Genomic DNA, 26,789 nt, shown 5'->3' with positions numbered 1-26,789 from the left:
GCAGAATCGAGGGGTGACCCCGCTGCGCATCGTGTTCGCCGGAAGCCCCGCCGCCGCGGTGCCGAGCCTTCGAGCGCTTCTGGACGGGCCCCACGAGGTGGTCGCGGTCGTCACGCGCGAGGATGCGCCGGTCGGCCGCAAGCGCGTGCTCACCCCGACGCCCGTGGCGCAGCTCGCCGAAGCGGCGGGGGTGCCGGTCATCCGCGCGAATCGCGTGTCGGCGGTCGAGGACGAGCTGCTCGCCCTGGATGCCGAGCTGGGTGTCGTGGTCGCGTACGGCGGGCTCATCCGGGAGCCCGTGCTGAGCGCTCCGCGATACGGCTGGATCAACCTGCACTTCTCCGCGCTGCCGCGCTGGCGCGGCGCGGCCCCGGTGCAGCACGCGATCATCGCGGGGGACGAGGCCACGGCCGCGGCCGTGTTCCAGCTGGTCCCCGAGCTCGATGCCGGTCCCGTGTTCGCGCAGCGGCCGGTGGCGATCGGCCGGGTCGAGACCGCCGGACACCTGCTGGCCTCGCTCAGCGAGTCGGGCGCCGAGCTGTTGAGCGTCGTGGTCGACGACATCGCCGCCGGACGCGCGATCGCCCGCCCGCAGGAGGGCGAGGTCACCCTCGCGCCGAAACTGACCCTCGACGACGCGCGCCTCGACTGGACTCGGCCCGCCCGCCGCATCGACTCCCGCATCCGCGGGGTCACCCCCGAGCCGGGTGCGACGACCGTGCTCGACGGCGAGCGGTTCAAGATCCACGAGGCCGCCATCGCGCACGGGGCCCCCGCGCTGCCGCCAGGTCTCGTGACGCTGCGCGATGGGGCCGTCCAGGTGGGGACCGGCACCGATCCGATCCAGCTGGTCACGGTGCAGCCGGCGGGCAAGCGGGCCATGCCGGCCATCGACTGGTGGCGCGGACGGCCGGCAGCGCGGCCGACGGAGTTCTCGTGAGCAGGGTCCAACCCGCGCGTCAGCTCGCCGTCGAGGTCCTGGCGGCGGTGCGGGAGAGCGACGCCTACGCGAACCTGCTGCTGCCCGCGCGGATCCGTGAGGCGCGGCTGGATGGCGCGGATGCCGGGTTCGCCACCGAGCTCGTCTACGGCACCTTGCGCATGCAGGGCTACTACGACGCGGTGATCGCGGACGCCGCGCGTCGCCCGGTGTCGCGGATCGATCCCCCCGTGCTCGACATCCTGCGGCTCGGCGCGCACCAGCTGCTGTCGATGCGCGTCCCCGCGTACGCGGTGTCCGACGAGTCGGTGGAGCTGGTCCGGCGTGCCCGGGTGTCGTCGGCGGCGGGTTTCGTGAACGGGGTGCTGCGCACCATCGCGCGCCGTTCGGGCGAGGGGTGGCGGGAGCGGGTGCTCGCGGACCGCCACGGGAGCGACCGTTTGGCCGTCGAATACTCGCATCCGGTCTGGATCGTCGACGCCGTGCGCGCCGCCCTCGCCCTCGAGGGCGCCGCCGACGAGCTGGCCGAGCTTCTCGCCGCCGACAACGCGTCACCGCAACTGGCCTTCGCCGCGTTGCCCGGCCTGCAGGATCCCGACGTTCTGATCGCGGACCCGGACAGCCCGTTCTCGACGGGTGTCGTCTCGCCGATCGCGCTCCGGAGCGCGGGCGGGGATCCCGCCCGCATCCCCGAGGTCGCGGCCGGGCGGGTGCGCGTGCAGGACGAGGGCTCGCAACTCGCCGCGCTCGCCCTGAGCCGCGCACGCCCGGTCCGGGCAGGCGAGCGCTGGCTGGATCTGTGCGCCGGGCCGGGCGGGAAGGCCGCCGTCCTCGCCGCGGAGGCGGCTCTCGGCGGGGCCCGGCTGCTCGCGAACGAGCTCGTCCCGGCGCGCGCGGGGCTCGTGCGCAACGCCTTCGCCGTGTTCGGCGAGGCGGCACCCGAGGTGGTGGTGGGCGACGGGCGACGTTTCGGCGCAGCGGGGGAGCGCTTCGACCGGATCCTCCTCGACGCCCCCTGCACGGGCCTCGGCGCGCTCCGCCGGCGTCCGGAGGCGCGCTGGCGCAAGTCGCCGAGCGATCTGTCCGAGTTGGTGGCCCTCCAGGCCCAGTTGCTCGACGCGGCCGTCGGCGCCCTTGCCCCGGGTGGCCTCCTCGCCTATGTGACCTGCTCGCCCCATCCGGCCGAGACCCGCGAGCAGGTGGACGCCGCGCTGGCCAGGCACCACGCGCTGCGCACGGTCGACACCGCGGCCGTCGTGACCGGGATCGCGCGCGCGCCGCTCGGGCTGCCCCCCGCGCCGTCTGCGCAGCTGTGGCCGCACCGCCACGGCACCGACGCCATGTTCATCCAACTGCTCACTAGGGTCGAGGCGTGACCGCGCGCATCCAGCCCAGCATCCTGTCCGCCGATTTCGCCAATCTGCAGTCGGAGCTCGAGCGCGTCGGCACGGCGGACGGCGTGCACGTGGATGTCATGGACAACCACTTCGTGCCCAATCTCACCTTCGGCCCGCGGATGGTCGAGGCGCTGCAGCGCGTCTCGGCGCTGCCGCTCGACGTGCATCTCATGATCACGGACGCGGACCGCTGGGCGCCCGGTTACGCGGAGCTCGGGGTGTTCTCGGTGACCTTCCACGCCGAGGCCGCCCAGGACCCGGTGGCGCTCGCCCGGCGCATCCGGCAGATCGGCTCCCGCGTCGCCCTCGCCCTCAAACCCGGCACCGCTGTCGATCCGTACCTCGAGCTGCTGCCGGAGTTCGACCAGGTGCTCGTCATGACCGTCGAGCCCGGCTTCGGCGGGCAGGCCTTCATGGCCGACATGATGCCGAAGCTGCGCACCCTGCGCGCCGCGGCGGAGCGCCACGGCATCGAGTTGTGGCTGCAGGTGGACGGCGGCATCGCCCCGGAGACGATCGGCATCGCGGCCGAGGCCGGCGCCGACACCTTCGTGGCCGGTTCCAGCGTCTACGGAGCAGCCGACCCGGACGCCGCGATCGCCGCACTGCGGGAGACGGCGGCCGCGGTCCACCGGCACGGCTGAATACCCCGCAACCCCCATACCGGTCGGCCTCGAGCGTTCCTAGACTCCGGCCATGCCGAGCCATCGGGTGCTTCCGCGCGCCCTCGCCACCGCCCTGATCCTCGCCCTCGCGGGCACCGCGCTCGTCGCCTGCGCCCCCTTGACCGCGAAGCGTGCCGCGGACGGCGTGATCGCCGCGGGTCAGCTTCCAGCCGACCCGGACTCGGCGCTCGGGCTGCCCGCCCTGCTCGGGATCGAGGCGGTCGCCCAGCCCGAGTTCCGCGCGCTCGACGAGGAGGAGACCCGGGGGCTCGACGGGGTGCGCATCCTCAACGAGTCCGAATGCCGCACCGCGCCGGACGCCCGGAGCGCCCAGCGCCCGCCGTGCCGTTTCGAGCTCGCCTTCGCGCGTCTGCCCGACGGGCTCGAGGTGGGCGCGGTCCTCGGCGCCGGTGTGACCGCGAGCACCCCGGCGGGGCTGCTCGCGCGGGTGACGGCGATCGCGGGCACGACCGTGCAGGCGAGCGAGGCGAGTCTGGGGGACGCCCTCGTGCAGGGAGAGTTCCTCGTGGAGCGCGCTTTCGGCGCCGCGGACGTCGTGAGCACCGATCTCGCCGACGGGGTGACGCTCGGGGTCCGGCCGAACGCCGCCGGCGGGGCACCGGGCCAGCCGGGCACGGCGCGCGCCAAGGAGGTGGGGGGCTCCCTCCCGCTGACGATCGACGTCGACCTGGTCGCGGGAGTCCACGCGACCGGCACCGTCGAGCTGGGCCTCACCTGCGGGGCCTACGGCGGCCTCACCTGGCAGAAGTTCGCCGGCCACAAGGTCTACCCGAACGGCATCTACTTCGACGCACGCTGCACGGCGAGCGAGACCGCGTCCGCCGCGATCACGGTCGGCTCGGGCAGCACCATCGAGGCGCGCACGGAGCTCGGCGCGATCGATCTCTCGCCCATCAGCTTCTGGATCGGCCCCGTCCCGGTGGTCCTCGTGCCGCAGCTTCGTCTCGCGCTCACCGCATCGGGGTCGATCGTGGCGGGGATGAGCTTCGGCGCCTCCCAGCACGGCAGCGTGACCGCAGGCATCGGCTACAACGACGGGTTCTACGCCGTGAAGGCGAACTCGATGGAGTTCGGCTCGGAGTCGGCGGCGGGCAGCGGCCGCCTCAGCGCCCGCCTGAGCCTCGAGGCCAGTCAGGCGCTTCTGCTGTACGGCATCGTGGGTCCCGCCCTCGTCGAGGATCTCTCGCTCTCCCTGGAGGGCAAGGCCGCGCCGGAGAAGCCCGTGTGGTGCCTCACGGGCGGTGTGGACCTCGGCGCGAGCCTCGACGTCGACCTGAAGATCAAGCACCTGCGGTGGGGCCCGGAGTCGCTCTATGAGAAGTCCGTCGACCTCTCGTGCGCCGCCAACCAGGCCCCGACGATCCAGCTGCACGTCGCCGGCGCGGTCTACCCCGGTGTCACCGGCGCGGCAGGTCCGCGCTTCATCGGTGACGCGATGGATCTCGAAGACGGTGCGCTCCCGATCCATTGGACGAGCGACCGGGACGGCGAGCTCGGCGACAGCACCAACACGGTGCCGCTCGATGTGCCCGGGCTGTCGCTTGGCACGCATCTCATCACGGCCACCGCGACGGACCTCGACGGAGCGACCACGACGGCGACGGTCACCGTGAAAGCGCTCTCCGGTGATCCCACCCTGACGTTCCAGGTGCAGAAGGGCGCCGCCTTCCAAGCCACGACCCAGCTGAGCGGCACCCAGGGCGGCTCGGGCTACCTCCGGGCGGTCATGACCTCGCCCGTGCCCTTCGTGATCGGCAACTGCGGGACGATGACGTGGTCCTCGCCCCTGCCGATCACCGACCTCGGCACCGGCGCGTGCGACTTCCGGGTCGACTTCACGCAGACCGGCACCCACACGATCACCGGAACCGTCACCGATCCGAACGGCAAGCACGCGTCCGCGAGCATCACCGTCGTGGTGGCCGCCGCGCCGCCGACCCCGACGCTCACCCTCACCCCGATCACGGCCGCGAAATACGACGGGACCCCGCTGCCGAACGGGGGAGTCGTCGGCCCGGGAGACCGGGTGGTGCTCGTGGTCAACTCGAACGCCGGCACCATCGGCGTGCCGGTGCGCTACGACTGGGAGGTCCAGCAGCGCACCGCGAGCGGAGTGGGTGCCTGGACGCCGCTCACGGGGTCCGGCGACTCGGGCAGCGGATCCGCCCGTGAGTGGACGACGCCCGCCCAGAACAGCGCGACGGGGTACACGATCCGGGTGTGGCTCGTGAACACGGCGACCGGCGCGTACTGGGGTCAGTCGATCCTCACCGTCTCGTACCTGCGGCCGCCCGCCTGACGCGGGCCCCCGCCGTCTGCTTGACTGGGAGCATGAGCGACAAGACCAAGCCCGAGATCGACTTCATCGAGGGCCCGGCGCCCGCCGAGCTCGTCATCACCGACCTCGTGGTCGGCGACGGTGCCGAGGCCGCGCCAGGCGCGACCGTCGACGTCCACTACGTCGGTGTCGACTTCGAGACGGGCGAGCAGTTCGACGCGAGCTGGGATCGCGGCGCGTCGATCCAGTTCCCGCTCGCCGGTCTCATCAAGGGCTGGCAGGACGGCATCCCCGGGATGAAGGTGGGCGGCCGCCGCCGGCTCGTCGTGCCGCCCGCACAGGCCTACGGCCCTGCCGGATCCGGCCATCGGCTCAGCGGACGCACCCTCGTCTTCGTGATCGACCTGCTGGGCGTGCGCTGACGCGCGTGAAGTGCTCGGGCGCCCGGTAGCCTAGCCGGGTGAAGACCTTCGACGCCCTCTTCGAGGAGCTCAGCGCCAAGGCCGTCGCGCGTCCCGAGGGGTCGCGCACCGTCGCGGAGCTCGACGCCGGCGTCCACGCGATCGGCAAGAAGATCGTCGAGGAGGCCGCCGAGGTCTGGATGGCCGCCGAATACCAGTCCGACGCCGAGACGGCGGAGGAGATCTCGCAGCTGCTGTACCACCTGCAGGTGCTCATGATCGCCAAGGGTCTCACGCTCGAGGACATCTCCCGACATCTGTGAACTCATCCGATCGATGACCGTTCACGACCAGAAAGCCCTCCCCCTCGGAGAAGGACAGACATGCTGAGAATCGCCGTGCCCAACAAGGGCACGCTGTCGGAGACCGCCGTCGAGATGCTCCGCGAGGCGGGCTATGCGACGCGTCGCGACCCCAAGGAGCTCATCGTCACCGATGCGCGCAACGACGTGGAGTTCTTCTACCTGCGCCCGCGCGACATCGCCACCTACGTCGGCTCGGGGGCGCTCGACGTCGGCATCACGGGCCGCGACCTCCTGCTCGACTCGCACTCCGCCGCCGTCGAGATCGACGCGCTCGACTTCGGCGCCTCGACCTTCCGCTTCGCCGGCCCGATCGGGCGCTTCGCGAGCCTGCAGGACCTCCAGGGGGTGCGCGTCGCGACGAGCTACGACGGTCTCGTGACCGAGTTCCTCGCCGCCGAGGGCGTCACCGCGACGGTCGTGCGTCTCGACGGCGCCGTCGAGTCCGCCGTGCGCCTCGGGGTCGCGGATGCGGTCGCCGACGTCGTGGAGACCGGCAGCACGCTGCGCAAGCAGGGGCTCGAGATCTTCGGGCCCGTCATCCTCGAGTCGTCCGCCGTGCTCATCGCGGCCCGCGAGGGGGTGCCGGGGCTCGACACCCTGCGTCGCCGCATCCAGGGCGTCATGGTCGCGCACCAGTACGTGCTCGTCGACTACGACCTGCCGGCCGCGCTCATCGAGGAGGCGTCCCGCATCACCCCGGGACTCGAGTCGCCGACCGTCTCGCCGCTGCGCGACACGGGCTGGGTGGCGGTGCGCGTCATGGTGCCGCGCACCGAGACCAATCACGTCATGGACGAGCTCTACGCCCTCGGCGCGCGTGCGATCCTCGTGAGCGCCATCCACGCGGCGAGGATCTGATGGCCGTCGTCGTGCGGGTCATCCCGTGCCTCGACGTCGCCGCGGGCCGGGTGGTCAAGGGAGTGAACTTCCAGGGCCTCCGGGATGCCGGCGACCCGGTCGAGCTCGCGCGGCGCTATTTCGAGCAGGGCGCCGACGAGCTCACCTTCCTCGATGTGACCGCCACGGTCGAGGACCGCTCGACGATGTACGACACCGTCACCGCGACCGCCGAGCAGGTGTTCATCCCTCTGACGGTCGGCGGCGGGGTGCGCAGCACCGAGGATGTGGCGCGACTGCTCGGGCACGGGGCCGACAAGGTCGGGGTCAACTCGGCCGCGATCGCGCGCCCGGCGCTGCTCGGCGAGATCGCCGACCGCTTCGGTGCGCAGGTGTGCGTGCTGTCGCTCGACGTCAAGCGCTCCCCGCGCACCGCATCGGGTTTCGTGGTCACGACCCACGGCGGACGCACCGAGACGGATCGTGACGCCTTGGAGTGGGCACGGGAGGCCATCGAGCGCGGGGCGGGGGAGCTGCTCGTGAACTCGATCGACGCCGACGGCACCCAAGAGGGCTTCGACCTCGAGCTCGTCGCGGCCATGCGCGCCCTCTCGAGCGTGCCGGTCATCGCGAGCGGCGGCGCGGGTGCGGCGGCGCACTTCGCGCCCGCGGTCGCGGCAGGCGCCGACGCGGTGCTCGCGGCATCCGTGTTCCACAATGGAGAACTCACCGTGGGCGACGTCAAGTCGGCCCTCGCCGAAGCCGGAATCGAGGTCCGATGAGCACCGAACAGATCATCAGCCGCGCGACGTTCAACGCCGACGGTCTGCTGCCCGCGATCATCCAGCAGCACGACAGCGGCGAGGTGCTCATGCTCGGCTACATGGATGCCGAGGCCCTGCGGCGCACCCTCACCCAGGGGCGGGTGACCTTCTGGTCGCGCAGCCGTCAGGAGTACTGGCGCAAGGGCGACACGAGCGGCAACCGCCAGTACGTGAAGGCCGCGGCACTCGACTGCGATGGCGACACCCTGCTCGTGCAGGTGGATCAGCTCGGCCCCGCCTGCCACACGGGCGCCCGCAGCTGCTTCGATGTCGACCCCCTCGCGGCGGTCGTCGGCGACGCCTCGGAGGCGGGCTCGTGACGACCACCTCCCGGGCCGAGTTCGACGCCGCGGTGACGGCGGGTCACCGGGTGATCCCGGTGCTGCGCGAACTCTTCGCGGACGGCGAGACGCCCGTCGGCGTCTACCGCAAGGTCGCCGGCGGCAAGCCCGGAACCTTCCTGCTCGAGTCGGCCGAGCAAGGCGGGATCTGGTCGCGGTGGTCGTTCGTCGGTGCCGGTTCGCTCGGCGTGCTGACGCAGACGCGCGACGCCTCCGGCGACCGCGCCGAGTGGCTCGACTACGGACTGGATGCGCGACGGGCGCTCGGGGAGGACGCCCCGACCGCCCCGCTCGAGGCGCTCGGACGACTCTACGACCGCTGGCGCACGCCGCCGCAGGACGGGCATCCGCCGCTCACGGGCGGCCTCGTCGGCTTCATCGGCTGGGAGGCCGTTCGCCAGCTCGAGCATCTGCCCGAGGTGCCGCCCGAGGAGGTGGCGCTTCCGGGTCAGGCACTCGCCTTCGTCTCCGAGCTCATCGCCCTCGACCACCGCACCGGCACCGCGACCCTCATCGCGGCCGTGCTCAACGACGGGATCGACGCCCCGGACGCCGCCTGGTCGGGCGCTCAAGCCCGCCTCGACGCCCTGCAGCTCGCGCTCGCGCAGCCCACGCCCACCGAGCTCGCCGAGGTCGACCTCGCCGCCCCTGCCACGCCCCGCGCCCGCATCACACCCGAGGCCTACCAGGCCTCCGTCGTGCGCTCCAAGGAGTTCATCCGCGACGGCGACGTGTTCCAGGTGGTCATCTCGCAGCGTTTCGACCACGAGCTCGCCGCGACCCCGCTCGAGGTGTATCGGGTGCTGCGGGTCCTCAACCCCAGCCCGTACATGTATCTGCTGAGTCTCGAGACCCCCGCGGGGCGGCCGTACGCGATCGTGGGCTCCTCGCCCGAGGCGCTCGTCAAGGTGCAACGCGGTCGGGTGTTCACGCATCCGATCGCGGGCTCCCGGCCCCGGGGCGAGACCCCGGAACGGGATGTCGAGCTCGCCGACGAGCTGCTCGCCGACCCCAAGGAGCAGGCCGAGCACCTCATGCTCGTCGACCTCGCTCGCAACGACCTCTCGAAGGTCTGCACGGCGGGCAGCGTCGAGGTGACCGAGTTCATGCAGGTCGAGCGCTTCAGCCACATCATGCACCTCGTCTCGAGCGTCGAAGGCGACCTGCGCCCCGACGCCACCTCGGTGGACGTGTTCCGCGCGACCTTCCCGGCCGGCACGCTCTCGGGCGCCCCGAAGCCGCGGGCGCTCGAGATCATCGACGAGCTCGAGGTGGCCCAGCGCGGGCTCTACGGCGGGGTGGTCGGCTACTTCGACCTCGCGGGCGACGCGGACCTCGCGATCGCCATCCGCACCGCGACGCTCATCGGCGACACCGCGCACGTGCAGGCGGGGGCGGGTCTCGTGGCCGACTCCGATCCCGTGTCGGAGCACATCGAGGCGCAGAATAAGGCGGCCGCTCCGCTGCGCGCCGTCGCCATCGCGAACGCCATGCGCCGGATCGGCTGAGACATGACGGGGGCCAGGCTGCGCGGGCTGCTGCTCGGGATCACGGCGGTGCTCGCCGGGCTCGTGCTGCTCGCCTGGTCGCAGCCGTGGTTCACGCTGACCCTCACCCCCGGCAGCGGCGAGGGAGCCCCGCTCGTGGTGCGCGGGGACGTCGCGGCCGGCGCTCTCGCCCCGCTCGCACTGACGACCCTCGCGCTCGTCGCGGCACTCGCCATCTCCGGCCGCGTCTTCCGGGTGATCCTCGGGGTGCTCGAGGCCTTCGTGGGCGTGAGCGTCGTCATCGTGGCCGCCGTCGCGCTCGGGGATCCCGCGGGAGCGTCGGCGAGTGCCGTCACCTCGGCGACGGCCGTCACGGGGCATGACTCGGTACGGGCGCTCATCGAGTCGGTGGACTCCTCCGCGTGGCCCGTCGTCGCCGTCGTGCTCGGCGCGATCCTGGCTGTCACCGGTGCGCTCTGCGCCGTCACGGGGCCGCGCTGGCCGGTCTCCGGACGTCGCTACAGCCGTACCCGGACGGCGCCCGTGGAGGGCGCCGAACCCGACCCGATCGCCGAATGGGACGCGCTGAGCGAGGGCGACGACCCGACCGGCACCGCCCGCTAGACTGACCCTGCCCGCCACGCGGGCGTTCCCCGCGGGCATCCCACCCGCGACGTTCTCTCGAAGGAGCCCCCACGTGACCGACACGCACGATCCCGGACACGGCAACTCGCCCGCTGCCTGGGTCGCGGTGATCATCATGCTGATCGCCTTCACGATCGGTACTTTCGCGTTCTGGTTCGAGCTGCCGTGGCTGGTCTGGGCGTCGGCCGGCCTCCTCGTGCTCGGGCTCATCACGGGTGCCGTGCTCGCGAAGCTCGGCTACGGGGTCAAGGGCCCCAAGTACGCGCCGAAGGCGCACTCCTAGCGTGCTGTCCGAACTCGTCGCCGGGGCTCTCGCCGACGCCTCGGAGCGTCGCGCTGCCCGCAGCCTCGCCCAGGTCGAGGCGGATGCCCTCGCCGCGGGCGCGCCGCGAGACGCGCTCGCCGCACTGGCACCCGCCGACCGCGTGAAGATCATCGCCGAGGTGAAGCGCGCGAGCCCGTCGCGCGGCTCCCTGGCCGAGATCCGCGACCCCGCCGGGCTCGCCGTGTCGTACCAGGCGGGCGGCGCGAGCGCCATCAGCGTCCTCACCGAGCAGCGTCGCTTCGGCGGCTCGCTCGCCGACCTGAGCGAGGTGCGCTCGGCCGTCGACGTGCCCGTGCTGCGCAAGGACTTCATCGCCGACCCGTATCAGGTGTTCGAGGCACGCGCCGCGGGCGCCGACCTCGTGCTGCTCATCGTGGCGGCGCTCGATCAGCCGGTGCTGCGCGAGCTGCACGAGCTCATCGGCCAGCTGGGGATGACGGCGCTCGTGGAGGCGCACAGCGCCGAGGAGGTGGATCGCGCCCTCGAGATCGGCGCCGCCATCGTCGGCGTCAACGCCCGCGACCTCTCGACCTTCCACCTCGACCGCGACCTGTTCGGAACCCTCGCCGGATCGATCCCCTCGGGCGTCGTACGGGTCGCGGAGTCGGCGGTCGGCTCGCCCGCCGATGTCAGCCACTATCGCGAGGCGGGGGCCGATGTCGTCCTCATCGGCGAGGCCCTCGTGACGGGCGACGACCCGATCGCCACCCTGCAATCGTTCCTGGCCGCCGGATGAGCGCCTCGCTCCGCGATCAGCCGGGCCCGTTCTTCGGCGAGTACGGCGGGCGGTTCATGCCCGAGTCGCTCATCGCCGCGATCGACGAGCTCGCCGCCGCATACGCCTCGGCGAAGGCCGACCCCGCGTTCCAGGCGGAACTCGCGGAACTGCATCGCAGCTACACGGGCCGCCCCTCGATCATCACCGAGGTGCCGCGGTTCGCCGCCCACGCCGGGGGCGCCCGCATCATCCTCAAGCGCGAGGACCTCAACCACACGGGCTCGCACAAGATCAACAACGTGCTCGGTCAGGCGCTCCTCACCCGTCGCATCGGGAAGACGCGTGTCATCGCCGAGACGGGGGCCGGACAGCACGGCGTCGCCACCGCGACGGCCGCGGCGCTCTTCGGTCTCGAGTGCACGATCTACATGGGCGAGGTCGACACCCAGCGCCAGGCGCTCAATGTGGCCCGGATGCGGCTGCTGGGCGCCGAGGTCGTCTCGGTCACGACCGGCTCCCGCACCCTCAAGGACGCCATCAACGAGGCCTACCGCGAGTGGGTGCAGAGCGTGGAGACGACCAACTACATCTTCGGCACCGCGGCCGGCCCGCATCCCTTCCCCGCGATGGTGCGCGACTTCCAGAAGATCATCGGCGAGGAGGCGCGCGCCCAGGTGCTCGAGCTCACGGGACGCCTCCCGGATGCCGTCGCGGCCTGCGTGGGCGGCGGCTCGAACGCGATCGGCATCTTCCACGCCTTCCTCGACGACCCCGGCGTCGCCCTCTACGGCTTCGAGGCGGCGGGCGACGGCGTCGACACGGAGCGGCACGCCGCATCCATCGAGCGCGGCCGCCCCGGGGTGCTGCACGGCGCCCGCAGCTACCTGCTGCAGGACGAGGACGGCCAGACGATCGAGTCGCACTCGATCTCGGCGGGCCTCGACTACCCGGGCGTCGGTCCCGAGCACGCCTTCCTCGCGGACACGGGGCGCGCGAGGTACCTTCCCGCGACCGACACCGAGGCGATGGAGGCCCTGCGGCTGCTGAGCCGCACGGAGGGCATCATCCCGGCGATCGAGTCCGCGCACGCCCTCGCGGGCGCCCTGCGACTGGGGCGCGAGCTCGGACCGGAGGCGATCATCCTCGTGAACCTCTCGGGTCGCGGCGACAAGGACGTGGCGACGGCGGGACACTGGTTCGGCCTGTTCGACGACGGGGCGGTGCAGTCGTGAGCGAGCTCGATACGCCGGTTTCGCCGGCTGCTCGATCGGCGAGGACGGGAGACGCCCTCGCCCGCGGGAAGGCGCTCATCGGCTACCTGCCCGTCGGCTTCCCCGACCTCGCGACGAGCATCGACGCGGCCGTCGCGCTCGTCGAGAACGGGGTCGACGCCCTCGAGCTCGGCCTGCCGTATTCCGATCCGGTCATGGACGGCCACGCCATCCAGAAGGCCACCGAGCAGGCCCTCACGGGCGGCTTCCGCACCCGCGACGTCTTCACGGCCGTGGAGGCGGTGCGCGCCCGCGTCGACGTGCCGGTGCTCGTCATGACCTACTGGAACCCCGTGCTGCAGTACGGACCCGCGCGGTTCGCCGACGCGCTCCGCGACGCCGGGGGAGCGGGCCTCATCACGCCCGACATCACCCCCGACTCCGCCGAGGTCTGGATCGCCGAGAGCGAGCGCACCGGACTCGACCGGGTCTTCCTCGCGGCGCCGTCATCCACCGATGCGCGCCTCGCCGAGACCGTCGCGGCGAGCCGCGGCTTCGTCTACGCCGTGTCGACCATGGGCATCACGGGTGCCCGTGCGAGCGTCGACGCCCGGGCGCGCGCGCTCGTGGCGCGACTCCGCGCCGCCGGCGCGACCGGGCCCGACACTCTCGCGGCGTGCGTCGGCGTCGGCATCTCGACGGCCGAGCAGGTCGCCGAAGTCCTGTCCTATGCCGACGGCGCCATCGTGGGCGCCGCACTCGTCACCGCCGTCGCCGAGGGCGGCGTCGCAGGCGCCGCGCGCGCGGCCTCCGCTCTCTCCCAGGGAAAGTAGTATTCAGATCGTGTCCGTGCCCTTCAGCATCCCGAGCCCGCCGCCGGAGTGGAAGCAGCTCCACCTCCCGATCGGCGAATGGCTGCACGGGATCCTGCCCTTCGTCCCCGAGGACTGGGCGATCCGGATCACGACGTACGCGATCGTCATCATCATCGGCATCTTCTCCGCGGTCGTCATCGCCAACCGTCGCCTGACGCAGCGCGGAGGCGAGCCGTGGGTCATCGTCGACGTGGGCATCTGGGCGGTCGTGCTCGGCATCGTCGGCGCGCGGTTCTACCACGTCATCACCCACCTGGACGACTTCTTCGGCCCCGGGCACCCGGACCCGTGGAACATCTTCGCCGAGGGCAACGTCTGGGCGATCTGGCAGGGCGGCGGCGCCATCTTCGGCGCCCTCATCTTCGGCGCCCTCGGCGTCGTGATCGGCTGCCGCATCACCGGCCTGCGCTTCTGGACCGTCGCCGACGCCATCGCCCCGGGGCTGCTCATCGCGCAGGCCTTCGGCCGTCTCGGCAACTGGTTCAACCAGGAGCTCTTCGGGCTGCCCACCGACCTGCCGTGGGGCCTCGTGATCGACCGGCCCAACCCGGCGATCCCGGACGGCATCCCGGACGACGTGCTCTTCCACCCGACGTTCCTCTACGAGCTGCTCTGGAACCTGGCCGGCTTCGTGTTCATCCTGCTCATCGAGAACCGCGTCCGCCGCGTCTCCGGCAAGGTGCTTCCCGCCTTCGAGCGCCGCGACTTCTGGCAGTGGGGCAAGGTGCTGGGCCTGTACTTCATCTGGTACGGCATCGGGCGCACCTGGTTCGAGTCGATCCGCCTCGACCCCAGCGAGACCTTCCTCGGCATCCGCTCGAACGTGTGGGCCGCGCTCGGCACCATCGTGCTCGGCCTCGTGATCATCATCGTCCAGTCGCGACGCCACCCCGGCCTCGAACCCGACCCGTATCTGCCGGGTCGCCGACCGGTGCCTGCGGCTGCGCTAGACTCGGAGGACACCTATTCGGATTCGGACGAGCCGGGCGATGATGCCGCGGAGGTCACCGAAGTCGCCGCCACAAGCGGCTCGACCCGAGCAAGCTAGTTCCGCACACCACGCCGACCAGCCGGAGCGCCATGGCGGCGCTCTCGGTATCTACAGTTGACCGTTGGGCCATCGACGTCCCACTTCCAGTTCCATCGTGAGGACGGTTGCCATGGCGCAGTCTCGAAGCACCCCCGGATCGGGCCCACTCGACCCGTTTGCGCGCTTCGGCGCGATCCCGGAGGCACAGGGGCTCTACAACCCGCGCTTCGAACGCGACGCCTGCGGACTCGCGATGGTCGCGACGCTCCGCGGCACCGCCGGGCACGACATCGTCACCAACGCGCTCGACGCGCTGCGCCACCTCGAGCACCGCGGCGCGGTGGGCTCCGACGCCGGCACGGGCGACGGTGCGGGCATCATCACCCAGATCCCGGACGCCTTCCTGCGCGCGGTCGTGGACTTCGCGCTGCCGCCCGTCGGCCAGTACGCCGTGGGCATGGCGTTCCTGCCCCTCGAGGAGGACGCACGGGAGGCCGAGAAGGCCGCGTTCGGCGCGATCGCCACCGAGGAGGGCCTCGAGGTCATCGGCTGGCGCGAGGTGCCCACCGACCCCACCCACCTCGGAACCCTCGCCCGGGAGGCCGCACCCGCCTTCGAGCAGGTCTTCGTGCGTTCGCGTCGCAGCGACGCCGCGGGCACGCCGCTCGCCGGCATCGCCCTCGACCGGCAGACCTTCCGGCTGCGCAAGCGCGCCGAGCGCGAGCTCGGCTCCTACCTGCCGTCCTTGTCGAGCCGCACCCTCGTCTACAAGGGGATGGTCACGACCCTTCAGCTGGAGCCGTTCTATCCGGACCTCTCGGACGAGCGCTTCGCGACCAAGCTCGCCCTCGTGCACTCGCGCTACTCCACCAACACCTTCCCGTCGTGGCCGCTCGCCCAGCCGTTCCGGATGATCGCCCACAACGGCGAGATCAACACCGTGCAGGGCAACCGCAACTGGATGCGCGCCCGCCAGAGCCAGCTCGAGTCCGCCGACCTCGGCGACCTGCGTCCGCTGTTCCCGATCGTGTCGGAAGGTGCGAGCGACTCGGCCTCCTTCGACGAGGTCGTGGAGCTGCTGACTCTGGGCGGCCGCAGCCTGCCGCACGCGATCATGATGATGGTGCCGGAGGCCTGGGAGAACCAGCTCGACATCGACCCGGCCCGCCGCGACTTCTACGACTACCACTCGGCGCTCATGGAGCCGTGGGACGGCCCCGCCGCGCTCGTCTTCACCGACGGCTCCCTCGTGGGCGCCACCCTCGACCGGAACGGCCTGCGCCCGGGGCGCTTCCTCGTGACCGACGACGGTCTCGTGGTGCTTGCGAGCGAGATCGGCGTGCTCGACTTCCCGGCCGACAAGATCGTCCGCAAGGGGCGGCTGCGTCCCGGCCGGATGTTCCTCATCGACACGGTCGAGGGGCGCATCATCGAGGACGACGAGATCAAGTCGCAGCTCGCCGCCGAGCAGCCCTACGGGGAATGGGTCGAGGCCAGCCGCATCGAGCTCGAGGACCTCCCGCCGCGTGAGCACGTCGTCCACACGGCCGCCTCGGTCACCCGCCGTCAGCGCACCTTCGGCTACACCGAGGAAGAGGTGCGGATCCTCATCACCCCGATGGCGCAGAACGGTGCGGAGCCGCTCGGCGCCATGGGCTCCGACACGCCCATCGCGGTGCTGTCCGAGCGCCCCCGCCTGCTGTTCGACTACTTCACCCAGGCGTTCGCGCAGGTGACCAATCCGCCGCTCGACTCCATCCGCGAAGAGGTCGTCACCTCCATGCGCCTCGGCCTCGGACCCGAGCGCAACCTGCTCACCGCGACCCCCGAGCACGCGCGCCAGATCGTGCTCGACTTCCCGGTGATCGACAACGACGAGCTCGCGAAGATCATCCGCATCGGCGCCGAGGACGGAACGCGCCTCACCCACACCATCAAGGGCCTGTACCGCTTCGAGTCGGGCAAGCGCGCGATGGAGAAGCGCATCGACGAGATGTGCGCCGAGGCCGACGCCGCCATCGCGGCGGGCGCCCAGTTCATCGTGCTCTCCGACCGCGACTCGACGGGCGACCTCGCCCCGATCCCGTCGCTGCTCATGGTCGCGGCGGTGCACCACCACCTCATCCGCCAGGAGACCCGCATGCGGGTCGGCCTCATCGTGGAGACGGGCGACGCCCGCGAGGTGCATCATGCGGCCCTGCTGCTCGGCTACGGCGCCTCGGCGATCAACCCGTACCTCGCCATGGAGACCGCGGAGCAGCTCGTCGCGAGCGGCATGATCTCGGGCATCTCCGCCGAGAAGGCCGTCAAGAACCTCATCAAGGCGCTCGGCAAGGGCGTGCTCAAGATCATGTCCAAGATGGGCATCTCGGTCATCGGCTCCTACGCGGGCGCCCAGGCCTTCGAGGCCGTCGGGCTCAGCCAGGCGTTCGTCGACCGCTACTTCACCGGCACCACGACCCTGCTCGGCGGCGTCGGCATCGACGTGATCGCGGCCGAGAACCTCGCCCGCCACGCGAGCGCCTACCCCGAGAACGCCGGCGAGAAGGTGCACGAGCGCCTCGAGACCGGCGGCGAGTACCAGTGGCGCCGCGAGGGCCCGCCGCACCTGTTCAGCCCGGAGACGGTCTTCAAGCTCCAGCACTCGACCCGCACGCGCCGCTTCGACGTGTTCCGCGAGTACACGAAGTCGGTCGACGAGCAGGCCGAGCGCCTCATGACGCTGCGCGGACTGTTCCGCCTCAAGACGGGCGCACGCCCCGCCGTGCCGCTCGACGAGGTCGAGCCGATCTCCTCGATCCTCACGCGCTTCAACACGGGGGCCATGAGCTACGGCTCGATCTCCCGCGAGGCGCACGAGACCCTCGCGATCGCCATGAACAACATCGGCGGGCGCTCCAACACGGGCGAGGGCGGCGAGGATGTCGACCGCCTGCTCGACCCGCGTCGCCGCAGCCGCATCAAGCAGGTCGCGTCCGGCCGCTTCGGGGTGACGAGCATGTATCTCACCCACGCCACCGACATCCAGATCAAGATGGCGCAAGGCGCCAAGCCCGGCGAGGGCGGGCAGCTGCCTCCCGGCAAGGTGTACCCGTGGATCGCCCGCACGCGCGGCGGCACCCCCGGCGTCGGGCTCATCTCGCCGCCGCCGCACCACGACATCTACTCGATCGAGGACCTCAAGCAGCTCATCTTCGACGTCAAGCGCGCCAACCCCGAGGCGCGGGTGCACGTCAAGCTCGTGAGCCAGTCGGGCATCGGCGCGGTCGCCGCGGGCGTGACCAAGGCGCTCGCGGATGTCGTGCTCGTGTCGGGTCACGACGGCGGCACCGGCGCATCTCCGCTCAACTCGCTCAAGCACGCGGGCACCCCGTGGGAGATCGGCCTCGCCGAGACCCAGCACACCCTCATGCTCAACGGCATGCGCGACCGCGTCGTGGTGCAGGTGGACGGTCAGATGAAGACCGGTCGGGACGTCATCGTGGCGGCGCTGCTCGGCGCCGAGGAGTACGGCTTCGCGACCGCGCCGCTCGTCGTGTCGGGCTGCATCCTCATGCGCGTGTGCCACCTCGACACCTGCCCGGTCGGCGTGGCGACGCAGAACCCCGAATTGCGGGCCCGCTTCAGCGGCAAGCCGGAGTTCGTGGAGACCTTCTTCGAGTTCCTCGCCCAGGAGGTGCGCGAGTACCTCGCCGAGCTGGGCTTCCGCTCGCTCGACGAGGCGATCGGCCACTCGGAGCTGCTCGACGTCGACCGCGCCGTCGAGCACTGGAAGGCGGACGGTCTCGACCTCGAGCCGGTGCTCGTGGGCCCCGAGTTCGCCGAGGACGAGCCGCGCAACAACCGTCGCGGCCAGGAGCACGAGCTGGACGAGCACTTCGACCAGGAGCTCATCCGCCTCGCCGCCGACGCCCTCGAGCACGGCACGCCCGTCGAGCTGGATCTCCCGATCAAGAACACCGAGCGCGCCGTCGGCACCATGCTCGGTCACGAGGTCACCAAGCGCCATGGCGAGCACGGCCTCCCCGAAGGTACCATCCAGGTGACGCTCCACGGCGCCGCGGGCCAGTCGCTCGGCGCCTTCATGCCCAACGGCATCACGCTGCGGCTCGAAGGCGACTCGAACGACTACGTCGGCAAGGGTCTCTCGGGCGGCCAGATCGTCGTCCGGCCCCCGCGCGGCGCCGTGTTCCCGGCCGAGCGCAACGTCATCGCGGGCAATGTGATCGGTTACGGCGCGACGCGCGGATCGATCTTCATCCGCGGCGTCGTGGGGGAGCGGTTCCTGGTGCGCAACTCCGGCGCGACCGCCGTGGTCGAAGGCGTCGGCGACCACGCGCTCGAGTACATGACGGGCGGTCTCGCCCTCATCCTGGGCGGAACCGGACGCAACCTCGGCGCCGGCATGTCCGGCGGCACCGCATACGTCTACGAGCTGCGTCGGGAGCGGGTCAACCGCGACTCGCTCGCGAACGGCGAGCTCGAACTGCTGCCGCTCGACTCCGCCGACGTGGCCATCGTCACCGACCTGCTCGCGACCCACATCGCCGAGACCGACTCCGCACTCGCGAAGCGCCTGCTGGAGACGCCTGAGGAGACCATGAGCAAGTTCGTCAAGGTGCTGCCGCGCGACTACGCGGCCGTGCTCGAAACCCGCCGCCAGGCCGCCGACGAGGGGCTCGACCCCGACGGCGACGTCGTCTGGGGCCGCATCATGGAAGTGACGGGGGGCTGATCATGGCTGACCCGAAGGGGTTCCTCAAGGTTCAGGAGCGCGAGCTGCCGAAACGGCGGCCGGTCGCCGTGCGCATCATGGACTGGAAAGAGGTCTACGAGGACCAGGACCGCACGCAGTTGCGCCGGCAGGCCGGACGCTGCATGGACTGCGGCGTGCCGTTCTGCCATCACGGCTGCCCGCTCGGCAACCTCATCCCGGAGTGGAACGACCTCACCTGGCGCGGCGAGGGCCGGCAGGCCATCGAACGCCTGCACGCGACCAACAACTTCCCGGAGTTCACCGGACGGCTGTGCCCCGCGCCCTGCGAGTCGGCCTGCGTGCTCGGCATCAACCAGCCGCCGGTCACCATCAAGCAGGTCGAGGTGTCGATCATCGACCACGCGTTCCAGAACGGCTGGGTGCAGCCGCACGCACCCGAGCGACTGACCGGCAAGACGGTCGCGGTGGTCGGCTCCGGCCCCGCGGGGCTCGCCGCCGCACAGCAGCTCACCCGCGCGGGCCACACGGTGGCCGTGTACGAGCGGGACGACCGCATCGGCGGCCTGCTGCGCTACGGCATCCCCGACTTCAAGATGGAGAAGCGCCAGATCGAGCAGCGCCTCGCCCAGATGCAGGCCGAAGGCACGCGCTTCCGCGCGGGCGTCGAGATCGGCGTCGACATCTCCTGGGCCGAGCTGCGCGAGCGCTACGACGCCGTCGTCATCGCGACCGGGTCGACCGTCCCGCGCGAGCTGCCGATCCCCGGCCGCGACCTGCTCGGCGTGCACTTCGCCATGGACTACCTCGTTCAGCAGAACAAGGTGGTCGCGGGCGACAGTGTCCCCGAACAGCTCACGGCGCACGGCAAGCATGTGGTGGTCATCGGCGGCGGCGACACCGGCGCCGACTGCATCGGCACCGCGCACCGCCAGGGCGCGCTCAGCGTCACCAACCTCGCGATCGGCTACCAGCCGCCCACCGAGCGCCCCGAGCACCAGCCGTGGCCCATGACGCCGACCCTCTTCGAGGTCTCGAGCGCCCACGAGGAGGGCGGCGAGCGCGTCTACCTCGCCTCCACCGTCGAGTTCCTCGGCAACGAGGCCGGCGAGGTGCGTGCGCTCCGCGTGGCCGAGACGGAGTACGTCGACGGGCGCCGGGTGCCGAAGTCGGGCACCGAGCGCGAGATCCCCGCCGACCTCGTGCTCATCGCGATGGGCTTCACCGGCCCCGAGAAGGATTCGCTCGAGGAGCAGCTGCACGTGCCGTTCGACGGGCGCGGCAACGTGACCCGTGACGGTCAGTACGCCACGACGGAGCCGGGCGTGTTCGTCGCCGGTGACGCCGGGCGCGGCCAGTCGCTCATCGTCTGGGCCATCGCGGAGGGACGCGCCGTGGCATCCGCCGTCGACCGCTACCTCGAGGGCGACACCCAGCTGCCCTTCCCGGTGAACCCCACCGACCGCGGCATCGGCCTCTGAGCCCCCCGACCACACCACCCACCCCTACTGAAGGAATCATGAGACGAGCCAAGATCGTCGCGACGCTGGGACCCGCCACGTCGAGCTACGAGAACCTCCGCGCCATCATCGACGCGGGCGTCAACGTCGCGCGGATGAACCTCAGCCACGGCAGCTATGACGTGCACGAGGAGATCTACGCCAACATCCGGCGCGCCGCCGCGGACGCCGGTCAGCCGGTCGCCGTGCTCGTCGACCTGCAGGGGCCCAAGATCCGCCTCGGCAAGTTCGAGAACGGGCCGCACGAGCTCGCCGTCGGCGACATCTTCACGATCACGACCGAGGACGTGCCCGGCACCAAGGAGCTCGTCGGCACGACCTTCAAGGGTCTGCCGCAGGACGTGAAGCCGGGCGACTTCCTGCTCATCGACGACGGCAAGGTGAAGGTCCAGGTGCTCGACACCGACGGCGTGCGCGTGCGCACCCAGGTGATCGTCGCCGGTCCCGTGTCGAACAACAAGGGCATCAACCTGCCCGGCGTCGCCGTCAACGTGCCGGCGCTCTCCGAGAAGGACGAGGCCGACCTGCGCTGGGGCCTCGGGCTCGGCGCGGACTACATCGCGCTGTCGTTCGTGCGCGACGCGCGCGACGTGACCCGCGTGCACGAGATCATGGCGGAGGAGGGGCGCAAGGTGCCCGTCATCGCCAAGATCGAGAAGCCGCAGGCGGTCGACGCCCTCGAGGAGATCATCGACGCCTTCGACGGCATCATGGTCGCCCGCGGCGACCTCGCCGTCGAACTGCCGCTGGAGGCGGTCCCGGTGGTGCAGAAGCACGCCGTGGAGCTGTGTCGTCGGATGGCGAAGCCCGTCATCGTGGCCACCCAGATGCTCGAGTCGATGACGCACTCGCCGGTGCCGACCCGTGCCGAGGCCTCCGACGTCGCCAACGCCGTGCTCGACGGCGCCGACGCGGTCATGCTCTCCGGTGAGACGAGCGTGGGCGAGTACCCGGTCGTGACCGTGCAGACGATGGCCCGCATCATCGCCTCCACCGAGGAGCACGGACTGGAGCGCATCGCGCCGCTCGGCACCAAGCCCCGCACGCAGGGCGGGGCGATCACCCTCGCCGCGGCCGAGGTCGCGAGCTTCGTGGACGCCAAGTTCGTGTGCGTCTTCACCGAGTCCGGCGACTCGGCGCGCCGCATGTCGCGGCTGCGCTTCCCGATCCCCATGAAGGCCTTCACGCCGGATGAGGCGATCCGCCGCCGGATGAACCTCACCTGGGGCATCGAGTCGTTCCTCGTCGAGCGCGTCAAGCACACCGACGCCATGTACAAGCAGGTCGACGAGATCCTCCTCGAGAACAAGCTCGCGGAACTCGGCGACAAGGTGGTCGTGATCTCGGGATCCCCTCCCGGCATCCCCGGCTCCACCAACGACCTGCGCGTGCACGTCGTGGGCGACGCCATCAACCGGGTCACCCCGGTGTGGGAGTCCGGCGACCACGCCGACTGAGCCGGTCACCCGTCGAGGCAGTGGGCTTCGACGAGCTGGAACGAGCGTCCGAGCCCCGTCGGGTCGGCGAGGATGAGCACGGCGCGTTTCCGCGGCGGGACCGGCGTGCTCGTCCCGACGAGCTGCGTGACGACGACGTCGCCCACCATGACGTCCGCCGTGACGAGGAACCCCGCCTGGCAGCCGTCGCCCGACTGCAGGTTGTACACGACGCACGCCGTGCGCCCGCAGTTCTCCCACGGCGGCTCGTTCGCCTTCAGGTAGTCGGTGCCGCGCTTGAGGATCGTCCAGCCGTCACCGGTCTGGATGTTGTCCCAGAGGTCGGCGAGGCTCGAGATCCCCGAGATCGGCACGCCGTCCGAGTCGATGACGACCCGCGGCCCGTCCGCGACATCCGACGCGGGCGGATGCGCCGCGACGAGGGCCGATGCGGCCACCGCGATCGCCCCGATGACGATGACGAGCGCGCCGATCGCACGCCGACGGGTCTGTCCGCGCGGCGAGCTGCGCGGTGCGGAGGCAACGGTGACGCCCACAGGGCGATGCTACGTCCGGACCCGCCGCGACGTACCCCCCGAACTCGCGGTAGACCGGTCGGACCCGGCACCGCGAGGATGCACTGGTGAGCGATGTCGAGGTGGTTCAGGCGCAGACGCTGGCCTCGCTCGGACGGAACGCGGAGGCCGCCGCCATCTTCGCGCCGCACCTCGCCCAGCATCCCGATGATCGCGGCTGCGCAGAGGTACCGGTGGTGGGACTCGAACCCACATGCCCTCACGGACAACCGATTTTGAGTCGGTCGCGTCTGCCATTCCGCCACACCGGCTCGCGAGCCCCGGACATCCGGATACCTCGCGGCAACCTGACGTTACCGTAGGATCGATCCGTGAGTGAGTCGGAAGCCACCCCCAGCGCACCCCGTCGCGTCGTCGTCGCGGAGGACGAGTCGCTCATCCGTCTCGACATCGTCGAGATCCTGCGCGACAACGGCTTCGACGTGGTCGGTGAGGCCGGCGACGGCGAGACGGCTGTGGCCCTCGCCACCGAACTGCGCCCGGATCTCGTCGTCATGGATGTGAAGATGCCGCAGCTCGACGGCATCTCGGCGGCCGAGCGGCTCAGCAAGAACCACATCGCGCCGGTCGTGCTGCTCACCGCGTTCAGCCAGAAGGAGCTCGTGGAGCGGGCGAGCGAGGCGGGCGCTCTCGCCTACGTCGTCAAGCCGTTCACCCCGAACGACCTGCTGCCGGCGATCGAGATCGCGCTCAGCCGCTACCAGCAGATCGTGACCCTCGAGGCCGAGGTCGCCGACATGGTCGAGCGCTTCGAGACCCGCAAGCTCGTCGACCGCGCCAAGGGCCTGCTCAACGAGAAGATGGGCCTGACCGAGCCCGAGGCCTTCCGCTGGATCCAGAAGGCGTCCATGGACCGCCGCCTCACCATGCACGACGTCGCCCAGGCGATCATCGACCAGCTCGCCCCCAAGAAGTAACCCGCGAGCTGTCAGTTCCTGCAGTTTGCGCGGCCGAAACGTGCAACAACTGACATCTCGCGGGATCAGTCGCGGGACTTCAGGTAGTTGGTCATGCGGACGGTGGAGAGGCGTCGGCCCTCCTCGTCGGTCATGACGATCTCGTGGGTGGCGAGGGTGCGTCCCAGCACGAGGGCCGTGCAGGTGCCGGTGACCCAGCCATCGGTGATCGAGCGGCTGTGGCTCGCGTTGATCTCGATGCCGACCGCGATGCGGCCGGGGCCGGCGTGGATGGCGGACGAGATCGAGCCGAGCGACTCGCCGAGCACCACGTGGGCGCCGCCGTGCAGCAGCCCCACCACCTGCCGGTTCCCCTCGACGGGCATCCGCGCGACCGAGCGGGACGCCGACAGTTCGAGGAACTCGATGCCCATCTTGCGGGCCAGCTCGCCGCCTCCGCTGTCGCCGATGCGCGCGATGAGCTCCGGGTCGAGGTCGGGCGGGAGGATCACCATGAGCGCTCCATCGGGTCGGTCCATCAGGTCGGTGGCGTGTCGGGGCCGGTCGCTAGGCTGAGCGCGTGCCGGACTCGGAAAAGCCTACGCTCCTGCTCATCGACGGCCATTCGCTGGCCTTCCGAGCCTTCTACGCTCTGCCGGTCGACAGTTTCGTGACGCGCGACGGGCAGCACACGAACGCCATCCACGGCTTCCTGTCGATGCTGCTCCTGCTGCTGCAGAACGAGAAGCCCACGCATCTGGGCGTGGCCTTCGACATCTCGCGCTACTCGTTCCGCACGCGCGAATACGCCGAGTACAAGGGAACTCGCGGAGAGACGCCGCCCGAGTTCATCGGCCAGGTGCCGCTGCTCGAAGAGGCCCTGCACGCCATGAACATCCAGACGATCTCGAAGGAGGACTTCGAGGCCGACGACATCCTGGCGACCCTGTCGAAGCAGGGTGCGGAGGCGGGCTATCGCGTGCTCGTCGTCTCGGGCGACCGCGACACCATCCAGCTCGTCGACGATGACGTGACGCTGCTCTACCCGAACGCGCGCGGGGTCTCCGAGCTCAAGAAGTACGACACGGATGCCGTGCTCGAGCGGTACGGCATCCGCCCCGAGCAGTACCCCGAGATCGCGGCGCTCGTGGGGGAGACCAGCGACAATCTGCCCGGCGTCGACAAGGTCGGCGAGAAGACGGCCGTGAAGTGGATCCAGCAGTACGGCACCGTCGACGAACTGCTCTCGCACGCCGACGAGATCACGGGCGTCGTGGGCCAGAACCTGCGGGCCCAGCAGGATCGCGTCGTCCGCAACCGGCGTCTCAACCGGCTGGTTCGCGACGTGGAGCTGCCGGTGACGCCCGCGCAGCTCGAACGGCGTCCCATCGACCCCGCCGCAGTGCGCGCCGTGTTCGACCGCCTGCAGTTCCGCAGCCTGCTCGACCGGGTGTTCAAGATCGAGGGCGCCGCCGCGGATGCGGGGCTCGTCGAGTCGGATGCCGCGGAGGGTGCGATCGGCGCGCCCGTGGTGCGCACCATGGTCGACGAGGAGCTCGCCAAGTGGCTCGCCACCCAGTCGCAGGACGGCACCGTGCCGCTCGGCCTCCGGGTGTCGACGGTCGGCGGCTCGATCGAGGGCTTCGGCATCGCGAGCCTCACCGAGAGCGCCTGGGTGCCGTGGGCGCCCGGCCGTCCCGACTACACGGCGCTCGAGGGCTGGCTCGCGAGCGACGCCCCCAAACTGCTGCACGACGCCAAGCGACAGCTGAAGGCCCTCGCGGGCGTCGGGCTCGCGCTCGACGGCATCGCGGGCGACACGGCCCTCTCCGCCTGGCTGCTGCGCCCCGGCACGAAGGCCGACAGCCTCGGGGGGCTCGTCTACTACTACCTCGGCGAGTCGCTGCCCGAACCCGACCCGAGCCAGCTCGTGCCCGAGACCGAGCCGCTCAGCCCCGCCACCGAGGCCTGGTACCTCGTGCGGCTCGCCGCCGAGCTCGACGCGCGCCTCGACCCCGGCTCGCTCTCGGTGCAGCACGATATCGAGGTGCCGCTCATCCCGGTGCTCGGGCGGATGGAGCTGCAGGGCGTCACCGTCTCGGCCGAGGTCCTCGGCGAGCTCAACAGCCGTCTCGGCGCGCAGGCGGCCGAGATCGCGCAGCAGGCCTACGTCGAGATCGGCCGCGAGGTGAACCTCGGCTCGCCCAAGCAGCTGCAGGAGGTGCTCTTCGATCAGCTCGGCATGCCGAAGACCCGCGCCAACAAGACCGGCTACTCGACCGACGCGCAGGCTCTCGCCGACCTGCAGGAGCAGCATCCGCATCCCTTCCTCGAGCTGCTGCTGCAGCACCGGGACGCCACCAAGATCCGTCAGATCGTCGAGACCCTGCAGACGGCGATCGGGCCGGACGGCCGCATCCACACGAGCTACGAGCAGACCGGCTCGGCCACCGGCCGCATCTCGTCGAACGACCCGAACCTGCAGAACATCCCCGTGAAGACCGAGGTGGGTCGCGAGGTGCGGTCCGCGTTCCTCTCGGGCGAGGGCTTCGAGACGCTCCTCACCGCGGACTATTCGCAGATCGAGATGCGGATCATGGCGCACCTCTCGGAGGACGAGGGGCTCATCGAGGCGTTCCGCTCGGGGGAGGACCTGCACCGTTTCGTCGGCGCCCGCATCTTCGGGGTCGCCCCCGCCGAGGTGACGCCGGTCATGCGCACCAAGGTGAAGGCGATGTCCTACGGCCTCGCCTACGGTCTCTCCGCATTCGGGCTCAGCAAGCAGCTGCGGATCGAGGTCTCGGAGGCGAAGGAGCTCATGGCCGACTACTTCGCCCGCTTCGGCGCCGTCCGCGACTATCTGCGCGGGGTGGTCGAGCAGGCGCGGATCGACGGCTACACGACCACGATCTTCGGGCGCCGTCGCCCCTTCTCCGATCTCACCTCCACCAACCGGGTGCTGCGCGAGAACGCCGAGCGGCAGGCGCTCAACTCGCCCATCCAGGGTTCCGCCGCCGACATCATCAAGCGGGCGATGCTCACGATCGACGCGGAGATCCGTTCCCGGCGCCTCGACTCGCGGATGCTGCTGCAGGTGCACGACGAGCTCGTGTTCGAGGTGGCGCCGGGTGAGCGCGAGCAGCTCACCGGGATCGTGACGGCGGGGATGGCGGGCGCTGCCGAGCTCTCGGTGCCGCTCGATGTGCAGTTGGGGACTGGCCCCAACTGGGATGCTGCCGCACACTAGTACGCATCATGCGGGGCAGA

The 26,789-nt window shown here is 71.1% G+C and carries 23 protein-coding genes and 1 tRNA gene; 21 read left to right on the top strand and 3 right to left on the bottom strand.

The window, feature by feature from the left end; all coding sequences use genetic code 11:
• The first annotated feature begins 22 nt into the window (after positions 1-22).
• The 19 genes from fmt (at position 23) to pyk (ending at position 22,051) form a co-directional block, all read left to right on the top strand.
• Positions 23-940 (top strand): methionyl-tRNA formyltransferase, encoded by a 918-nt coding sequence (gene fmt, locus FLP23_RS08900; RefSeq protein WP_149326259.1) that lies wholly within the window; start codon positions 23-25, stop codon positions 938-940.
• Complete coding sequence (locus FLP23_RS08895; protein ID WP_149325532.1) at positions 937-2,316, top strand: RsmB/NOP family class I SAM-dependent RNA methyltransferase; 1,380 nt, start codon at positions 937-939, stop codon at positions 2,314-2,316. Before fmt ends, FLP23_RS08895 begins: the two co-directional genes overlap by 4 nt.
• The gene (gene rpe, locus FLP23_RS08890) at positions 2,313-2,981 is read left to right on the top strand and encodes a ribulose-phosphate 3-epimerase (RefSeq protein WP_149325531.1); all 669 of its coding nucleotides are present in this window, start codon (positions 2,313-2,315) and stop codon (positions 2,979-2,981) included. The genes FLP23_RS08895 and rpe overlap by 4 nt, the downstream gene beginning before the upstream one ends.
• Positions 2,982-3,033: 52 nt before the next feature.
• Positions 3,034-5,322, top strand: a complete 2,289-nt coding sequence (locus FLP23_RS08885) for a hypothetical protein (protein ID WP_149325530.1) — start codon at positions 3,034-3,036, stop codon at positions 5,320-5,322.
• Between the two features lie 32 nt (positions 5,323-5,354).
• A complete protein-coding gene (locus tag FLP23_RS08880; protein ID WP_149325529.1) occupies positions 5,355-5,723 on the top strand; it encodes an FKBP-type peptidyl-prolyl cis-trans isomerase in 369 nt (122 codons plus the stop codon).
• Positions 5,724-5,761: 38 nt separating this feature from the next.
• Complete coding sequence (locus FLP23_RS08875; RefSeq protein ID WP_149325528.1) at positions 5,762-6,025, top strand: phosphoribosyl-ATP diphosphatase; 264 nt, start codon at positions 5,762-5,764, stop codon at positions 6,023-6,025.
• Between the two features lie 60 nt (positions 6,026-6,085).
• Positions 6,086-6,925 carry an ATP phosphoribosyltransferase gene (gene hisG / locus FLP23_RS08870; protein WP_149325527.1) on the top strand — a complete coding sequence of 280 codons (840 nt, stop codon included), beginning with the start codon at positions 6,086-6,088 and terminating at the stop codon, positions 6,923-6,925.
• Positions 6,925-7,686, top strand: a complete 762-nt coding sequence (gene hisF / locus FLP23_RS08865; protein ID WP_149325526.1) for an imidazole glycerol phosphate synthase subunit HisF — start codon at positions 6,925-6,927, stop codon at positions 7,684-7,686. The genes hisG and hisF overlap by 1 nt, the downstream gene beginning before the upstream one ends.
• Positions 7,683-8,048 (top strand): phosphoribosyl-AMP cyclohydrolase, encoded by a 366-nt coding sequence (hisI, locus tag FLP23_RS08860; protein ID WP_149325525.1) that lies wholly within the window; start codon positions 7,683-7,685, stop codon positions 8,046-8,048. The genes hisF and hisI overlap by 4 nt, the downstream gene beginning before the upstream one ends.
• Positions 8,045-9,577, top strand: coding sequence for an anthranilate synthase component I (locus tag FLP23_RS08855; RefSeq protein ID WP_149325524.1), 1,533 nt, complete (start codon positions 8,045-8,047; stop codon positions 9,575-9,577). Before hisI ends, FLP23_RS08855 begins: the two co-directional genes overlap by 4 nt.
• 3 nt (positions 9,578-9,580) lie before the next feature.
• Complete coding sequence (locus tag FLP23_RS08850; protein WP_149325523.1) at positions 9,581-10,180, top strand: Trp biosynthesis-associated membrane protein; 600 nt, start codon at positions 9,581-9,583, stop codon at positions 10,178-10,180.
• A 73-nt stretch (positions 10,181-10,253) separates the two neighbouring features.
• A complete protein-coding gene (locus tag FLP23_RS08845; RefSeq protein WP_149325522.1) occupies positions 10,254-10,484 on the top strand; it encodes a DUF6704 family protein in 231 nt (76 codons plus the stop codon).
• A 1-nt stretch (position 10,485) separates the two neighbouring features.
• The gene (trpC, locus tag FLP23_RS08840) at positions 10,486-11,262 is read left to right on the top strand and encodes an indole-3-glycerol phosphate synthase TrpC (RefSeq protein ID WP_149325521.1); all 777 of its coding nucleotides are present in this window, start codon (positions 10,486-10,488) and stop codon (positions 11,260-11,262) included.
• A complete protein-coding gene (gene trpB / locus FLP23_RS08835; RefSeq protein WP_149325520.1) occupies positions 11,259-12,476 on the top strand; it encodes a tryptophan synthase subunit beta in 1,218 nt (405 codons plus the stop codon). The genes trpC and trpB overlap by 4 nt, the downstream gene beginning before the upstream one ends.
• Positions 12,473-13,288, top strand: coding sequence for a tryptophan synthase subunit alpha (gene trpA, locus FLP23_RS08830; protein ID WP_149325519.1), 816 nt, complete (start codon positions 12,473-12,475; stop codon positions 13,286-13,288). Before trpB ends, trpA begins: the two co-directional genes overlap by 4 nt.
• 10 nt (positions 13,289-13,298) lie before the next feature.
• Positions 13,299-14,378: a prolipoprotein diacylglyceryl transferase gene (lgt, locus tag FLP23_RS08825; RefSeq protein WP_425468244.1), complete on the top strand. Its 1,080-nt coding sequence runs from the start codon at positions 13,299-13,301 to the stop codon at positions 14,376-14,378.
• A 112-nt stretch (positions 14,379-14,490) separates the two neighbouring features.
• Positions 14,491-19,095, top strand: a complete 4,605-nt coding sequence (gene gltB, locus FLP23_RS08820) for a glutamate synthase large subunit (RefSeq protein WP_149325517.1) — start codon at positions 14,491-14,493, stop codon at positions 19,093-19,095.
• Positions 19,096-19,097: 2 nt separating this feature from the next.
• Entirely contained in the window at positions 19,098-20,555 is a 1,458-nt protein-coding gene (locus FLP23_RS08815; RefSeq protein ID WP_149325516.1) for a glutamate synthase subunit beta, read from the top strand.
• A 38-nt stretch (positions 20,556-20,593) separates the two neighbouring features.
• Positions 20,594-22,051, top strand: coding sequence for a pyruvate kinase (gene pyk, locus FLP23_RS08810; protein WP_149325515.1), 1,458 nt, complete (start codon positions 20,594-20,596; stop codon positions 22,049-22,051).
• A gap of 5 nt (positions 22,052-22,056) precedes the next feature.
• On the opposite strand, the gene FLP23_RS08805 is transcribed toward pyk, so the two are convergent.
• The gene (locus FLP23_RS08805; RefSeq protein ID WP_149325514.1) at positions 22,057-22,587 is read right to left on the bottom strand and encodes a hypothetical protein; all 531 of its coding nucleotides are present in this window, start codon (positions 22,585-22,587) and stop codon (positions 22,057-22,059) included.
• A 207-nt stretch (positions 22,588-22,794) separates the two neighbouring features.
• Positions 22,795-22,877: transfer RNA gene (locus FLP23_RS08800), tRNA-Leu, on the bottom strand.
• Positions 22,878-22,937: 60 nt separating this feature from the next.
• Between FLP23_RS08800 and FLP23_RS08795 the strand changes: the two genes are divergently transcribed.
• Positions 22,938-23,543, top strand: coding sequence for an ANTAR domain-containing response regulator (locus tag FLP23_RS08795; RefSeq protein WP_149325513.1), 606 nt, complete (start codon positions 22,938-22,940; stop codon positions 23,541-23,543).
• Between the two features lie 65 nt (positions 23,544-23,608).
• On the opposite strand, the gene FLP23_RS08790 is transcribed toward FLP23_RS08795, so the two are convergent.
• A complete protein-coding gene (locus tag FLP23_RS08790) occupies positions 23,609-24,037 on the bottom strand; it encodes a PaaI family thioesterase (RefSeq protein ID WP_425468282.1) in 429 nt (142 codons plus the stop codon).
• A 65-nt stretch (positions 24,038-24,102) separates the two neighbouring features.
• Here FLP23_RS08790 and polA point away from each other — a divergent pair, with 65 nt between their 5' ends.
• The gene (gene polA, locus FLP23_RS08785; protein ID WP_149325511.1) at positions 24,103-26,769 is read left to right on the top strand and encodes a DNA polymerase I; all 2,667 of its coding nucleotides are present in this window, start codon (positions 24,103-24,105) and stop codon (positions 26,767-26,769) included.
• Positions 26,770-26,789 lie beyond the last annotated feature (20 nt).

It is taken from the genome of Protaetiibacter larvae (assembly GCF_008365275.1).
GTDB lineage: Bacteria > Actinomycetota > Actinomycetes > Actinomycetales > Microbacteriaceae > Homoserinibacter > Homoserinibacter larvae.
This window is presented reverse-complemented; position numbering and strand designations above follow the sequence as displayed.

Excerpts from the sequence above, each read along its gene's own strand:
- FLP23_RS08885 (WP_149325530.1), top strand. The coding sequence starts at position 3,034 with ATGCCGAGCCATCGGGTGCTTCCGCGCGCCCTCGCCACCGCCCTGATC.
- FLP23_RS08880 (WP_149325529.1), top strand. The coding sequence starts at position 5,355 with ATGAGCGACAAGACCAAGCCCGAGATCGACTTCATCGAGGGCCCGGCG.
- hisG (WP_149325527.1), top strand. The coding sequence starts at position 6,086 with ATGCTGAGAATCGCCGTGCCCAACAAGGGCACGCTGTCGGAGACCGCC.
- hisF (WP_149325526.1), top strand. The coding sequence starts at position 6,925 with ATGGCCGTCGTCGTGCGGGTCATCCCGTGCCTCGACGTCGCCGCGGGC.
- hisI (WP_149325525.1), top strand. The coding sequence starts at position 7,683 with ATGAGCACCGAACAGATCATCAGCCGCGCGACGTTCAACGCCGACGGT.
- FLP23_RS08850 (WP_149325523.1), top strand. The coding sequence starts at position 9,581 with ATGACGGGGGCCAGGCTGCGCGGGCTGCTGCTCGGGATCACGGCGGTG.
- trpB (WP_149325520.1), top strand. The coding sequence starts at position 11,259 with ATGAGCGCCTCGCTCCGCGATCAGCCGGGCCCGTTCTTCGGCGAGTAC.
- gltB (WP_149325517.1), top strand. The coding sequence starts at position 14,491 with ATGGCGCAGTCTCGAAGCACCCCCGGATCGGGCCCACTCGACCCGTTT.
- FLP23_RS08815 (WP_149325516.1), top strand. The coding sequence starts at position 19,098 with ATGGCTGACCCGAAGGGGTTCCTCAAGGTTCAGGAGCGCGAGCTGCCG.
- pyk (WP_149325515.1), top strand. The coding sequence starts at position 20,594 with ATGAGACGAGCCAAGATCGTCGCGACGCTGGGACCCGCCACGTCGAGC.
- FLP23_RS08790 (WP_425468282.1), bottom strand. The coding sequence starts at position 24,037 with ATGGTGATCCTCCCGCCCGACCTCGACCCGGAGCTCATCGCGCGCATC.